Raw genomic sequence first — 14,091 nt, 5'->3', positions numbered from 1 at the left:
CTGCCATCAGACGTCGATGTGGATGCCGCACTCGCGCTTGAGGCCGTTGAAGCGGGTGTCTTCCTCGCGCATGCCGGGCTCCCAGCGGCGCGTGGTGTGGAAGTCGCCGATCGACACGTAGCCCTGCTCCCACAACGGGTGGTACGGCAGGCCATGCTGCTTCATGTACTGCCAGACGTCGCGGTCGGTCCAGTCGACGATGGGGTTGAGCTTCCAGCGGTCCTCGCGTTGTTGCAGCACCGGTGCGTTGGCCCGGCTGGTGGCCTGGCTGCGGCGCAGGCCGGTGAACCAGGTGCCCACGCCCAGTTCCTTCAGGGCGCGCTTCATCGGTTCGACCTTGCGCAGGCTGTTGTACTGCTCGATGCCGACCAGGCCCTGTTCCCACAGGCGGCCATGGCGCGCTTCCATCCATGCGCGGCTGACCAGCGGGCGGAACACCTGCAGGTTGAGCTGCAGGCGTTCGGTCAGTTCGTCGGCGAAGCGATAGGTCTCGGGGAACAGGTAGCCGGTGTCGATCAGCACCACCGGGATGTCGGCCTTCTGCTGCGTGACCATATGCAACAGCACGGCCGCCTGCGCACCGAAGCTCGACGACATCGCCGCTTCCGCCGGGCCATGCTCCAGCGCCCACGCGATGCGCTGCTCGGCGGTCTGCGTCTCCAGCCACGCGTTGTGCTCGGCGATCTGGTCCGTGTCCAGGGAAAGGGCGAGGGCGCTCATGCGTGCAGTTCCAGTGCGATCTGTCGGTGGGTGGGGTAGGCGGGCAGGGCGACCACGCCGCTGCGGTGGAGGAAGTCGCCGAAGCCTTCGCCGTCGTCGCGTTCGCCGGCGTAGCGCGCGAACAGGCCGTCGAGCGTGTCGAGGATGGCGGCCTCGTCGATGTTCTCGCGGTGCAGCGTGTTGAGCCGCTGGCCACGGGCGTCGCCGCCGAGCATCAGGTTGTAGCGCCCCGGCGCCTTGCCGACCAGCGCGATCTCGGCCAGGTAGGGACGCGAGCAGCCATTCGGGCAACCGGAGATGCGCAGCACGATCGGCGCCTCGCGCAGGCCGTGCTTGTCGAGCAGGGGCTGCAGCCGGTCGGTGAACCCGGGCAGGTAGCGTTCGGCCTCGGCCATCGCCAGGCCGCAGGTGGGCAGCGCCACGCAGGCCACCGCCGCGCGCTGCAGGGCGGTGCCCAGGCGTTCACCGGCATCCAGACCGTGCGTCTTCACCAGCGCGTCGATGCGCTCGCGTTCGCCCGCCGGCACGCCGGCGATGACGAGGTTCTGGTTCGCGGTCATGCGGAACTCGCCACGGTGTACGTTGGCGATCTCGCGCAGGCCGGTGAGATGCGTCGTGGTCCCGGCGTCGGCGATCCGGCCGGCATACAGGTGCAGGGTCAGGTGCCAGCGGCCGTCTTCGCCCTCGACCCAGCCGTAGCGGTCGCCGTTGTGGTCGAAGCGGAAGGCACGCACGGGCTGCAGGGCCGCGCCGCTGCGGCGTTCGATTTCGCCGACCACCTTCTCCAAGCCATGGTCGTCGATGGTGTACTTGAAGCGCGCACGCTTGCGCAGCTCGCGGTTGCCGAGGTCGCGCTGGGTGGTGACGACGGCCGTGGCGACCTCGAGCAGCTGGTCGGGCGTGATGAAGCCGACCACGTTGCCGATGCGCGGATAGGTCTCCGCATCGCCATGGGTCGCGCCCATGCCACCGCCGATCACCACGTTGAAACCGGCCAGGGCGCCGTCTTCGAGGATGGCGATGAAACCGAGGTCGTTCGCGAACACATCCACGTCGTTGACCGGCGGCACCGCGAAGCCGATCTTGAACTTGCGCGGCAGATAGGTGGCGCCGTAGATGGGCTCTTCTTCCTCGCCGCTGCCGGCCACTTGCTCCTCGTCCAGCCAGATCTCGTAGTAGGCACGGGTGTTGGGCAGCAGGTGTTCGGACAGCTTTGCCGCCCAGGCCTGCACCTCGGCGTGCGCGCGCGACTCCAGCGGATTGGCGGCGACCAGCACGTTGCGGTTGACGTCGCCGCAGGCCGCCAGCGTGTCGATCAGTGCGGCGTTGATGGCCTGCATCGTCGCCTTCAGTTCGCGCTTGATGACGCCGTGGAACTGGAAGGCCTGGCGCGTGGTGATGCGCAGTGAATGGTTGGCGTACTGTGTGGCGATGGCGTCCAGCTTCAGCCACTGCTCCGGCGTGACCACACCGCCGGGCGTGCGCGTACGGATCATGAACTGGAACGCGGGTTCGAGCTTTTGGCGGCGGCGCTCGTCGCGCAGGTCGCGATCGTCCTGCTGGTAACTGCCGTGGTACTTGATCAGGGTCTGGTCCGACTCGCGCAGCGCGCCGGTGACCGGATCGGCCAGGCTCTCGAGCAGGCTGCCGCGCAGGCGGTTGCTCTCGGATTTGATGTCTTCGACGGAGTGGTTGCTCATCGGTGTTCCACTGTAGGAGCGACGTAAGTCGCGACCGGAAGGTTGCAGGTCGCGACTTACGTCGCTCCTACAAAAGCGGGGTCGTCAGTACACGTCGCGCCCGTAGCGCCCCTCCGTCTGCAGCTGCACCAGGTACTCGCGGGCGGCCTCCTCATCAAGCCCGCCATGCTCGGCGACGATGGACTGCAGCGCCGCATGCACGTCCTTGCCCATGCCGATGGCACCGCACACGTACAGGTGCGCGCCGTTCTGCAGCCAGTCGTAGACCTCGCGGCCGCGTTCGCGCAGGCGGTCCTGCACGTACACCTTGCGTGCCTGGTCGCGCGAGAAGGCCAGGTCCAGCCGGTGCAGTTCGCCGCTGCGCAGCGCGTCCTGCCACTCGCTCTGGTAGAAGAAGCCGTGGTTGAAATGCTGGGCGCCGAAGAACAGCCAGTTGCGGCCGCGCGCGCCGGTCTCGGCGCGCTCCTGCACGAACCCGCGGAACGGCGCCACGCCGGTGCCGGGGCCGATCATCAGGATGTCGCGGCTGCCATCGGCGGGCACGCGGAAGCGTTCGTTGGCCTCGATGTAGACCGGTACCTGGTCGCCTTCCCCGCGTGCGGCGAGAAAGCCGCTGGCCGCACCGCCATGTGCATGGCCGAAGGCGTCGTAACCCAGCACGTCGACGGTCAGGTGGGCTTCTTCGCCCACGCGCTTGCGGCTGGAGGCGATGGAGTACAGGCGTGGCGCCAGCGGGCGCAATGCGGCGACCAGTTCCTGCGCGGACCAGTCGGCGGGCCAGCGACGCAGCACGTCGATGATCTGGTGGGTGCCGAACAACTGCGCCAGCGCCGGTGCGTTCGCCGGGCCGAGCAGGGTGTTGAGTTCTTCCGCCTGCGCGTGTGCGGCATGCGTGGCCAGGAACGGACGCGACACGCGGGTCAGTTCGCGGCGCGCCGCGAGCCATTCGCGCAGCGGCAGGGTATCGCCGCCTTCGCTGACGGCGCTCTCGCCGTCCAGCTGCAGCGCCTCGATCACGCCATCGACCAGCGCAGCGGGATTGCGGTGGCGCACGCCCAGCGCGTCGCCGGGTTCATAGTGCAGGCCGCTGCCTTCCAGCGACAGTTCGATATGGCGCACGTCCTTGTCGGCAACGCCGTGCTGGCCGAAGCGCGGTCCCTTGAAGTCGCGACCGCTGATGCGCTGGTTGAGCAGCAGCTCGGCGGGGAACGGGTGCTCGTGCGACCACGCGGCCGCATGGCCCGGGCGCAGCGGGGTGACGGATGCGAGCGAGGTGACGGCGGGTGCCTTCAGCAGCTCGCGCGCATGTCCCAGCGCCTGTTCGCGCCACGGGGCGGCGACGGTATCGATGTCGAGATCCGCCAGACCGGCAGCGAACAGGCGGCTGCCGCCCAGTTCGGCCAGGCGCGCGTCCAGGCGCGTGGCGATGCCGCAGAAGTCGGCATAACTGGAATCGCCCAGTCCGAGGACGGCGTACTTCAGTTCGGGCAGCTTCGGCGCGCGCTTGCCGCGCAGGAATTCCACCAGGCCGATGCTGTCGTCCGGCGGGTCGCCTTCGCCCTGGGTGCTGATGACGATGTACAGCAGGCGCTCGCTGGCGAGCTCGCGCTGCGGGTAGGCATCGGCCCGCAGCAGGCGAACCGACAATCCGGCGGCTTCGGCCTGCTGCGCCAGCGCTTCCGCGGTGCGGCGGGCATTGCCGGTCTGGCTGCCGTAGACGATGGTCAGGCGCTGGCCGGCCTGCGGGCCGGCGGCCGGCACGACGGCCAGAGGTTGGGGGGCGGCGTGGGCAGCCGGCGCGAGTTGCGCCTGGGCCAAGCCGGCCGTGTACCCCGAGATCCACCACAGGCTGGCGCCATCCAGGCCAGCGACCGCCTCGGCCAGCAGCGCCCGCCGTTCCTCCGCGAGGGGGATGGGGGCAGGAACAGGCTGGGTGGCGGACATTCGGTATGGCCCGTGGGCGCGACTGGGACGACCGATGTTAGGAAGGCGACGCCACGCGTTGAAAGGACGCATGGTTATGGGCTTATGGCCTGAGCTTATTTCGCCGGCATGAGGCGCGAGCCGAATACTTCCCGGCCTCCGGACCCGGCACCAACGCCCTGCTAGGCTAGCGTGTCCGGGTCCTCCGCCCCCTTTGCCTGCCTCGATGACCGCCGTACCCCGCCTCTCCCATCTCGACCGCCTGGAAGCGGAAAGCATCCACATCCTCCGCGAGGTCGCTGCCGAATTCCGCAATCCGGTGCTGCTGTACTCGGTGGGCAAGGACAGTTCGGTGCTGCTGCACCTGTTGCTGAAGGCGTTCGCCCCGGCCCGGCCGCCCATCCCGCTGCTGCATGTGGACACCCGCTGGAAGTTCCGCGAGATGATCGCCTTCCGCGACCAGCGCGCCGCGGAGACCGGCGTGGATCTGCGGGTACACATCAATCCGGACGGGATTGCCCAGGACATCGGGCCGATCAGCCACGGTGCCACCGTGCACACCGACGTGATGAAGACCCAGGGCCTGAAGCAGGCGCTGGACCAGTACGCCTTCGATGCCGCAATAGGCGGTGCCCGCCGCGACGAGGAGAAGTCGCGCGCCAAGGAACGCGTGTTCTCCTTCCGCAACGACAAGCACCGCTGGGACCCGAAGAACCAGCGCCCCGAACTGTGGAACCTGTACAACGCGCGCATCCACAAGGGCGAGAGCGTGCGCGTGTTCCCTCTGTCCAACTGGACCGAACTGGACATCTGGCTCTACATCTACCGCGAGAACATTCCGGTGGTGCCGCTGTACTTCGCCGCCGAACGTCCGGTGGTGGAGCGCGACGGCGCGCTGATCCTGGTGGATGACGAGCGCCTGCCGCTGCGCGACGGCGAAGTGCCGCAGCAGCGCCGCGTACGCTTCCGCACCCTGGGTTGCTACCCGCTGACCGGTGCCATCGACTCCGACGCCGATTCGCTGGAGAAGATCATCGCCGAGATGCTGGTGACTACCAGTTCCGAGCGCCAGGGCCGGGTGATCGACCAGGACCCGGGTGCATCGATGGAGAAGAAGAAGCTGGAGGGCTATTTCTGATGAGCATCCCTCCGCCGTCGTCCCAGCGAACGCTGGGATCCAAGTTGGTGTTCGCGCGATCAATGACGCTTGCCTGGGCTCCCTGCAAGATCAAGATGGATCCCAGCGTTCGCTGGGATGACGATACCGGTCTGGAGTTGACGCGCATGAAGATGATGTCGGTGGCCGCTGCATGAATACTGCAGGCGACATCGCCACCTACCTGAAACAGCACGAATCCAAGCCGCTGTTGCGCTTCATCACCTGCGGCAGCGTGGACGATGGCAAGAGCACGCTGATCGGCCGCCTGCTGTACGACAGCAAGCGCCTGTTCGACGACCAGCTGGCCGCGCTGGAAAAGGACAGCCGCAAGCACGGCACCCAGGGCGAGCGCATCGACTACGCGCTGCTGCTGGACGGCCTGGCCGCCGAACGCGAGCAGGGCATCACCATCGACGTGGCCTACCGCTACTTCGATACGGACAAGCGCAAGTTCATCGTCGCCGACTGCCCCGGGCATGAGCAGTACACGCGCAACATGGCCACCGGCGCATCCACCGCGGACCTGGCCGTGGTGCTGGTAGATGCGCGCAAGGGCCTGCTGACGCAGACACACCGGCACAGCTATATCGTCTCACTGCTCGGCATCCGCCACGTGGTGCTGGCGGTGAACAAGATGGACCTGGTGGACTTCGACCAGGCCGTGTTCGAACGCATCGCCGCGGATTACCGCGCGCTCGCGCAGCGGCTCGGCATTGCATCGATCACCTGCATCCCGCTGTCGGCGCTGGAAGGCGACAACCTGTCCACGCGTTCCGTGCGCACGCCGTGGTACACCGGCCCCGCCTTGCTGGAACACCTGGAAAGCGTGCAGGTCGACGCGCACGATACCGGCGCGGGCCTGCGCCTGCCGGTGCAATGGGTCAACCGCCCGCACCAGAATTTCCGCGGCTATGCAGGCACGATCGCGGCGGGCGAGGTGAAGCCGGGCGACGAGGTGGTGGTGCTGCCGTCCGCGCGCCGTTCACGCATCGAGCAGGTACTTGGCCCGGATGGCGAAGTCGCCACGGCGCACGCCGGCCAGGCCGTGACGTTGACCCTGGCGGACGAGATCGACATCAGCCGCGGCGACGTGATCGCCGCCGCCGGCGATCCGCCCGAGGTCGCCGACCAGTTCGCCGCGCACCTGCTGTGGATGTCCGACGCGCCGCTGCTGCCGGGCCGGCCCTACTGGCTGAAGATCGGTGCGCGCACGGTGTCGGCCACGGTGACGGAGATCAAGCACCGCATCGACGTGAACACCCAGGAGCACCTGGCCGCCAAGCGGCTGGAGCTCAACGAGGTCGGCTACTGCAACCTCAGCCTGGATGAACCGGTCGCTTTCGATACCTACGCGCGCAATCGCGCGCTGGGCAGCTTCATCCTGATCGACCGTTACGACAACGGCACGGCCGCCGCGGGTACGCTGGACTTCGCGCTGCGCCGCGCCGGCAACGTGCACTGGCAGCATGTCGATGTCGACAAGGCCGCGCGTGCGCGCCAGAAGGGGCAGGTGCCGAAGGTCCTGTGGTTCACCGGCCTTTCCGGCGCGGGCAAATCCACCATCGCCAACCTGGTCGACAAGCGCCTGCATGCACTGGGCTACCACAGCTTCCTGCTGGATGGCGACAACGTGCGCCATGGGCTGAACCGCGACCTCGGCTTCACCGACGAGGATCGCGTGGAGAACATCCGTCGCGTGGCCGAGGTGGCGAAGCTGATGACCGACGCCGGCCTGATCGTGCTGGTCAGCTTCATTTCGCCCTTCCGTGCGGAGCGGCGGATGGCGCGCGACCGGTTCGCCGACGGTGAGTTCATCGAGGTCTTCGTCGACGTGCCCCTCGATCTCGCCGAGGCGCGCGATGTGAAGGGCCTGTATCGCAAGGCCCGCGCGGGGTTGATCCCGAATTTCACCGGCATCGATTCGCCGTATGAAACCCCCGAGCACCCCGATGTGCATCTGCACGCGGGCGAACAGGACCCCCAGACCCTGGCGCTCCAGGTGCTGGCGAAGCTGGGCCTGGAGTAACGCCGGGCCGACCTCGCCGCAGCCGGCAAGGGTCATAGGTCATGGTTTGGCATGTGCACCACATGCCTTCTGGCGCGTTTCCCGCACGAACCGCCGCATCCGCTGCAGCGTGTTTCACGTACGGCCGGTAGACTGCGTGAATAACGGAAATTACGGGAAGTTCCATGCTCAACCGATTCGCCCCCCGCGCCCTGCTGGTCGCGCTGCCCCTCTTGCTGCTTGCCGCCTGTGGCGGTGACAAGGGTGCGCAGGCGAAGGGCAACGGCACTGGCGGCGCGGGCGAGCGGCCCATCCCGGTCACCACCCAGGTCGTCCGGCAGGCCGCATGGAACGACACCCTGCAGGCGCTGGGCACGGCGAAGGCACGCGAGTCCGTCACCCTGACCGCGAAGGTCAGCGAGATCGTGCAGGACGTGCATTTCGAAAGCGGCCAGCAGGTCAAGGCTGGCCAGACCCTGGTCACGCTGAAGGGCGACGCCGCGCAGGCCACGCTGGTGCAGGCGGAGGCGACCTACGCGGAGGCCGAACGTCTCTACCGCCGACAGAAGGAACTCGCCGACCAGCAGCTGATCGCCCGTTCGCAACTGGATACCCAGCTCGCGCTGCGCGATGCCGCCGCCGCGCGCGTGCGCCAGGCGCGCGCCGACATCGGTGACCGCAGCGTGCGCGCGCCGTTCGCCGGGGTCCTGGGCATCCGCCAGGTCAGTCCCGGTTCGCTGATCACCGCCAACAGCACCATCGCCACGCTGGATGACATCTCGCGCATGTACGTGGACTTCCAGGTGCCGGAGGCCGCGCTGGCGTCCGTCGAGGCCGGCAACACGGTGACCGCGACTGCTGCCGCGTATCCGGGCGAGTCGTTCGAGGGCGAGGTGGAGACCATCGAAGCGCGCATCGACGCGACCACGCGTGCCGTAACCGTGCGTGCGGTGTTCCCGAATGCCGAGCGCAAGCTGCGTCCGGGCATGCTGCTGGACGTACGCCTGTTCCGTCCCGAGCGGCAGGCGCTGGTGATTCCCGAGATCGCGGTGGTGCAGGTGGGCCGCGATTCGTTCGTCTACCGGGTCAAGCCGGATGGCAGCGTCGAGCAGGCGGCGGTGACCGCAGGCGTGCGGCGTGACGGTCAGGTCGAGATCGTGAAGGGCATTGCCGCCGGCGACCGCATCGTCATCGACGGCACCGGCAAGCTGCGTCCGGGCGTGAAGGTGGCCGATGCCGCCCCGGCGGCGGCGCCCAAGCAGGACGCCCCCGCCGCCGACGGCCAGGGCTGAGCGCATGAAGCTCTCCGATCTGTCGATCAAGCGCCCCGTCTTCGCGGTGGTGGTCAGCCTGCTGCTGGTCGTGCTGGGCGTGATGTCGTTCCTGCGGCTGACCCTGCGCGAACTGCCCAACATCGACCCGCCCATCGTGTCGGTGGAGGTGAACTATCCGGGCGCATCGGCGGCGGTGGTCGAAACACGCATCACCCAGATCCTCGAGGACGGTCTGTCGGGCATCGAGGGCATCAAGACCATCCAGTCGAGCAGCCGCAACGGCCGCGCCGACGTCACCATCGAGTTCAACCTCAGCCGCGACATCGAGGCTGCCGCCAACGATGTGCGCGACCGTGTCAGCCGCGTGATGAACCGCCTGCCGGACGAAGCCGATCCGCCGCAGATCTCCAAGGTCGAGGCCGACGCCGACGTCATCATCTGGTTGAACATGCGTTCCACCGTGATGGACACGATGGAGCTGACCGACTACGCCGACCGTTACGTGCTGGACCGCCTGTCCGCGCTGGATGGCGTGGCGCGCGTGCAGCTCGGCGGCGGTCAGCGCTATGCGATGCGGATCTGGCTGGACCGCGAGGCGATGGCGGCGCGCGGCGTGACCACCGGCGATGTCGAGACCGCGCTGCGCGCGCAGAACATCGAGTTGCCGGCCGGCCGCATCGAATCGGCCACGCGCGACTTCACCCTGCGCGTCGAGCGCGGGTACCAGCGGCCGGAGCAGTTCGCCCAGTTGCCGCTGCGCAAGGGCGCCGACGGTTACGTGGTGCGGCTGGGCGACGTGGCCAAGGTGGAACTGGGTGCCGAAGAGCGTCGCTCCTACCTGCGCAGCAACGCGGTGCCGAACGTCGGCCTGGGCATCGTGCGCACGTCCACCGCGAACGCGCTCGACGTGGCGCGCGCGGCGCGCGCCGAGGCCGAGATCATCCAGCAGACGCTGCCGGAAGGCACCGACATCTTCGTCGCCTTCGACAGCACCACGTTCATCGAGGCCTCGATCGAACGCGTCTACTGGACGCTGGGCGAGGCGATGGTGCTGGTGTTCCTGGTGATCTGGCTGTTCCTCGGCAGCCTGCGCGCGGCGCTGATCCCCGCAGTGACCGTGCCCGTCTGCCTGATTTCCGCCTTCATCGCGCTCTATGCCTTCGGCTTCTCGATCAACCTGCTGACCCTGCTCGCGCTGGTGCTCTGCATCGGCCTGGTGGTGGACGACGCCATCGTGGTGCTGGAGAACGTGCAGCGCCGCGCCGATCTGGGCGAACCGGCGCTGGTGGCCGCGCGCCGCGGCACTGCCCAGGTGGCCTTCGCGGTGATCGCGACCACGGCGGTGCTGGTGGCGGTGTTCCTGCCCGTCGGCTTCATGGAGGGCAACACCGGGCGCCTGTTCCGCGAGTTGTCCGTGGCGCTGGCGGCGGCGGTGGCGATCTCGGCCTTCGTCGCACTGACGCTGACGCCGATGATGTCGTCCAAGCTGGTGCGGCCGCATACCGAGCCGCGCGGCCTCAACGCGTGGACCAACCGCACGCTGACCCGCGTCAGCGATGGCTACGGCCGGCACGTGGAGCGCCTGGTCGGCCTGACCGGCAAGCGCATCCTCGGCCTGGTGCTGGCGGCCATGGCGCTGTGCGGCATCGCCATCGTCGTGCTCGGCCTGCGCGTGCCGAGTGAACTGGCGCCTGCGGAAGATCGCGGCCGCTTCTTCGTCATGGTCGATGGTCCGGAAGGCGCGGGCTTCGACTACATGGTCAACCAGATGCAGCAGGTCGAGCGCATCGTGATGGGCCAGGTGGGCGGCGACAAGCCGATCGAACGCGCCAACTCGCGCGTGCCGCGCGGCTTCGGCGGCAGCGAGGACATGCATACCGGCCAGGTGATCGTGTTCCTGCAGGACTGGCACGAGCGCGAGGCCACCACGGACGACGTCGTCAACGGCCTGCGCGCCGAGCTGTCCAAGCTGCCGGGCGTGCAGGCGCGCGCCAACGTGGCCGGCGGCCTGGTCGGCAGCCGTGGCCAGCGCTACCAGCTGGTGCTGGGTGGCCCCGACTACGTCGAGCTGGCGCAGTGGCGCGACCGCATCCTGCAACGGATGGAATCCAACCCGGGCATCCAGGACCCGGATTCCGACTACAAGGAAACGCGGCCGCAGATGCGGGTGAACATCGACCGCGACCGCGCCGCCGACCTCGGGGTGTCGGTGCAGGAGATCGGCCGCACGCTGGAAACGATGATGGGCTCGCGCCAGGTGACCACGTACGTGGACAACGGCGAGGAGTACGACGTCATGCTGCAGGCCGGCCGCGACAAGCGCGCCAACACCGAGGATCTGGCGCAGACCTACGTGCGCGGCAGCGACGGCGCGCTGATCCCGCTGTCCAACCTGGTGACGCTGAGCGAGATCGCCGAACCGGGCACGTTCAACCGCTTCAACCGCCTGCGGGCGATCACCATCAGCGCCGGCCTCGCGCCCGGCTACACGATGGGCGAGGCGCTGGAATGGACGCGGCAGACGGTGGCCGAGGAGTTGCCGGACTATGCGCAGATCGACTGGAAGGGCGAGTCGCGCGAGTACCAGGAAGCCGGTGGCGCGATCCTGCTGACCTTCACGCTGGCGCTGCTGATCGTCTACTTGGTGCTGGCAGCGCAGTTCGAGAGCTTCATCCACCCGCTGATCATCATGCTGACCGTGCCGCTGGCGGTGCTGGGCGCGCTGATCGGCCTGTGGGTCACCGGCGGCACGCTGAATCTCTTCAGCCAGATCGGCATCGTGATGCTGATCGGCCTGGCGGCGAAGAACGGCATCCTGATCGTCGAGTTCGCCAACCAGCTGCGCGATGACGGGGCGGATGTGGCGCGCGCCATCGCCGAATCGGCGCGCGTGCGCCTGCGTCCCATCCTGATGACGTCGGTGGCCACGGTGATGGGCGCAGTGCCGCTGGTGCTCGCCGGCGGCCCGGGTTCGGCCAGCCGGGCGACCATCGGCGTCGTGGTGATCTTCGGCGTGACCTTCTCCACGCTGCTGTCGTTGTACGTGGTGCCTGCGTTCTATGCGCTGCTGGCGCCGTACACGCGCTCGCCCGAAGCCGTCGCGCACGAGCTGGGCAAACTGGAAGCGGAAACCCCTTCCGTGGGCGGCCATGGCTGAGTCCGGCGGACGTCCGTTCGCCGGCGTCCGGCTGGAGGGCGAGGGGTTCGTGCTGCGTGCCTGGCAGCATGATGACCTGGACGCCCTGGTGCGGCATGCGGATGACCCGCTTGTACCGCGCGGGTTGAGCGACCGCTTCCCGCATCCCTATACGCGCGCGGATGGCGAAGCCTTCCTCGCCGGTCGCGTGGTCGACCTCGATCATCCCGTGCTCGCGATAGAAATCGACGGCGAGGCCTGCGGCGGCATCGGCGTGCGCCCGCGCCACGGCGAGAAGGCCCATGCGGCGGAACTGGGTTACTGGCTGGGACGCCGCCATTGGGGGCACGGGCACATGACCCGTATCGTCGCGGCCTACCTGAAATGGGCGGTGCCTGCGCTCGATCTGCATCGGATCGAGGCCAACGTGCTGGACGTTAATCCCGCCTCGGCACGGGTGCTGGAGAAGAACGGCTTCCAGCAGGAAGGCGTGCGCCGTGCGGCCGTGCGCAAGCCCGACGGGCTGCACGACCTGCGGCTCCTGGGCCGGATCTGGCCCTGAATCCACGTGGGGACTGCGCAGCGGCGCAGGTTACGGGTATCTTTCAGGGACTTGGCAGCGCTCGCCCGCCGCTTTCCCGCATCCCTGCATCAACGACCGGAGACCCATCCCCGTGGAAGCCTTTTTTGCCTGGTTGAACGGCATCATCTGGAGCAATGCGCTGATCGCGCTGTGCCTGGGTGCCGGCCTGTGGTTCACCATCCGCACCCGCGTCATGCAGGTGCGCGGTTTCGCCGAGATGTGCCGCCTGACGGTGACGGGCCAGAAGTCGGACGCCGGCGTGTCTTCGTTCCAGGCGCTGGCGATCTCGATGGCCGGACGCATGGGCATCGGCAACATCGCCGGCGTCGCCACGGCGATCGCCTATGGCGGCCCGGGCGCGGTGTTCTGGATGTGGGTGATGGGCTTCCTGGGCGCGTCGACCTCGTACATCGAGTGCACCCTGGCGCAGATCTACAAGGAGAAGGACGGCGAAGGGCGTTATCGCGGCGGCCCGGCGTACTACATCGAGAAGGCGATGGGGCTGAAGTGGTATGCGGTGACCTTCGCCGTGGCCACGGTCATCGCCACCGGCCTGCTGCTGCCGGGCGTGCAGGCCAACGCGATCGCCGACAGCGCCACCAACGTGCTGTGCGGCATGGGCGACTGCGCCGCCGTGGGCGGCACCGGCGCGCTGAAACTCTGGATCGGGCTGGGCGTGGCGGCCGTACTAGCGGTCATCATCTTCGGCGGCATCAAGCGCATCGCGACCTTCGCCGAGGTCGTGGTGCCGTTCATGGCGCTGGCCTTCATCCTGATGGCGGTGATCGTGATGATCGCCAACGCCGGCAAGGTGCCGGCGATGTTCGCCGACATCTTCTCCAGCGCGTTCGGCGCGCATGCGGCCTTCGGCGCGATCATCGGCCAGGCCATCGCCTGGGGCGTGAAGCGCGGCATCTACGCCAACGAAGCCGGCCAGGGCACCGGCCCGCACGCCGCCGCGGCCGCCGAAGTCTCGCACCCCGCCAAGCAGGGTTACGTGCAGGCGTTCGCGATCTACTTCGACACCATGCTGGTGTGCACCTCGACGGCGTTCCTGTTGCTGTCGACGGGCATGTACAACACGTTCAAGACGGTCAGCGAGAACGGCAAGGACACGCTGGTCGAGATCTTCTCCGGCGTTCCCGGCCTGCAGCCATCGGAAGGTGCGCAGTTCACCCAGGCGGCGGTGGAATCGGTGCTGCCGGGCTGGGGGGCAGGCTTCGTGGCGCTGGCGCTGTTCTTCTTCGCCTTCACCACGATCATGGCCTATTACTACATGGCCGAGACCAACCTGACCTACCTGGCCGGCGTGAAGAAAACCCACCCGCTGGCGACGCTGCTGCTGCGCCTGGGCATCGTGGGCATGGTCGTGTTCGGCGCGTACCACAACGCCGCGATGGCGTGGACGCTGGGTGATATCGGCGTGGGCCTGATGGCATGGTTGAACGTCATCGCCATCCTGATCCTGCAGAAGCCGGCCCTGATCGCGTTGCGCGACTACGAGCGGCAGAAGAAGCAGGGGCTGGACCCGACCTTCGATCCGGAAGCGCTCGGCATCCGCAACGCGCACTTCTGGAAGAAGCAGGCCTGA

9 protein-coding genes are annotated in these 14,091 nt (G+C 68.1%); 6 read left to right on the top strand and 3 right to left on the bottom strand.

The features are described from left to right. Positions 1 to 6: 6 nt before the first annotated feature. From ACIPRS_RS08100 to ACIPRS_RS08090, 3 genes are all read right to left on the bottom strand, one after another. On the bottom strand, positions 7 to 720 hold the full coding sequence (locus tag ACIPRS_RS08100; RefSeq protein ID WP_446538180.1) for a phosphoadenylyl-sulfate reductase: 714 nt from the start codon (positions 718 to 720) through the stop codon (positions 7 to 9). Then, positions 717 to 2,420 carry an assimilatory sulfite reductase (NADPH) hemoprotein subunit gene (cysI, locus tag ACIPRS_RS08095; protein WP_446538179.1) on the bottom strand — a complete coding sequence of 568 codons (1,704 nt, stop codon included), beginning with the start codon at positions 2,418 to 2,420 and terminating at the stop codon, positions 717 to 719. Before cysI ends, ACIPRS_RS08100 begins: the two co-directional genes overlap by 4 nt. Positions 2,421 to 2,504: 84 nt before the next feature. Further along, entirely contained in the window at positions 2,505 to 4,364 is a 1,860-nt protein-coding gene (locus ACIPRS_RS08090; protein ID WP_446538178.1) for an assimilatory sulfite reductase (NADPH) flavoprotein subunit, read from the bottom strand. 205 nt (positions 4,365 to 4,569) lie between these two features. Here ACIPRS_RS08090 and cysD point away from each other — a divergent pair, with 205 nt between their 5' ends. The 6 genes from cysD (at position 4,570) to ACIPRS_RS08060 (ending at position 14,091) form a co-directional block, all read left to right on the top strand. Continuing rightward, positions 4,570 to 5,481 (top strand): sulfate adenylyltransferase subunit CysD, encoded by a 912-nt coding sequence (gene cysD, locus ACIPRS_RS08085; RefSeq protein WP_446538177.1) that lies wholly within the window; start codon positions 4,570 to 4,572, stop codon positions 5,479 to 5,481. 172 nt (positions 5,482 to 5,653) lie between these two features. Continuing rightward, positions 5,654 to 7,528, top strand: a complete 1,875-nt coding sequence (gene cysN, locus ACIPRS_RS08080) for a sulfate adenylyltransferase subunit CysN (RefSeq protein WP_446538176.1) — start codon at positions 5,654 to 5,656, stop codon at positions 7,526 to 7,528. Positions 7,529 to 7,692: 164 nt separating this feature from the next. Next, entirely contained in the window at positions 7,693 to 8,799 is a 1,107-nt protein-coding gene (locus tag ACIPRS_RS08075) for an efflux RND transporter periplasmic adaptor subunit (RefSeq protein ID WP_446538175.1), read from the top strand. A gap of 4 nt (positions 8,800 to 8,803) precedes the next feature. Further along, positions 8,804 to 11,938, top strand: coding sequence for an efflux RND transporter permease subunit (locus ACIPRS_RS08070; protein ID WP_446538174.1), 3,135 nt, complete (start codon positions 8,804 to 8,806; stop codon positions 11,936 to 11,938). Beyond that, the gene (locus tag ACIPRS_RS08065; protein ID WP_446538173.1) at positions 11,931 to 12,479 is read left to right on the top strand and encodes a GNAT family N-acetyltransferase; all 549 of its coding nucleotides are present in this window, start codon (positions 11,931 to 11,933) and stop codon (positions 12,477 to 12,479) included. The genes ACIPRS_RS08070 and ACIPRS_RS08065 overlap by 8 nt, the downstream gene beginning before the upstream one ends. Before the next feature lie 112 nt (positions 12,480 to 12,591). Beyond that, positions 12,592 to 14,091, top strand: coding sequence for an alanine/glycine:cation symporter family protein (locus tag ACIPRS_RS08060; protein ID WP_337731545.1), 1,500 nt, complete (start codon positions 12,592 to 12,594; stop codon positions 14,089 to 14,091).

This window comes from Pseudoxanthomonas sp. LARHCG66 (genome assembly GCF_052871755.1).
This window is presented reverse-complemented; position numbering and strand designations above follow the sequence as displayed.

Coding starts and splice junctions, on each gene's coding strand:
- ACIPRS_RS08100 (WP_446538180.1), bottom strand. CDS start 720: ATGAGCGCCCTCGCCCTTTCCCTGGACACGGACCAGATCGCCGAGCAC.
- cysI (WP_446538179.1), bottom strand. CDS start 2,420: ATGAGCAACCACTCCGTCGAAGACATCAAATCCGAGAGCAACCGCCTG.
- ACIPRS_RS08090 (WP_446538178.1), bottom strand. CDS start 4,364: ATGTCCGCCACCCAGCCTGTTCCTGCCCCCATCCCCCTCGCGGAGGAA.
- cysD (WP_446538177.1), top strand. CDS start 4,570: ATGACCGCCGTACCCCGCCTCTCCCATCTCGACCGCCTGGAAGCGGAA.
- cysN (WP_446538176.1), top strand. CDS start 5,654: ATGAATACTGCAGGCGACATCGCCACCTACCTGAAACAGCACGAATCC.
- ACIPRS_RS08075 (WP_446538175.1), top strand. CDS start 7,693: ATGCTCAACCGATTCGCCCCCCGCGCCCTGCTGGTCGCGCTGCCCCTC.
- ACIPRS_RS08070 (WP_446538174.1), top strand. CDS start 8,804: ATGAAGCTCTCCGATCTGTCGATCAAGCGCCCCGTCTTCGCGGTGGTG.
- ACIPRS_RS08065 (WP_446538173.1), top strand. CDS start 11,931: ATGGCTGAGTCCGGCGGACGTCCGTTCGCCGGCGTCCGGCTGGAGGGC.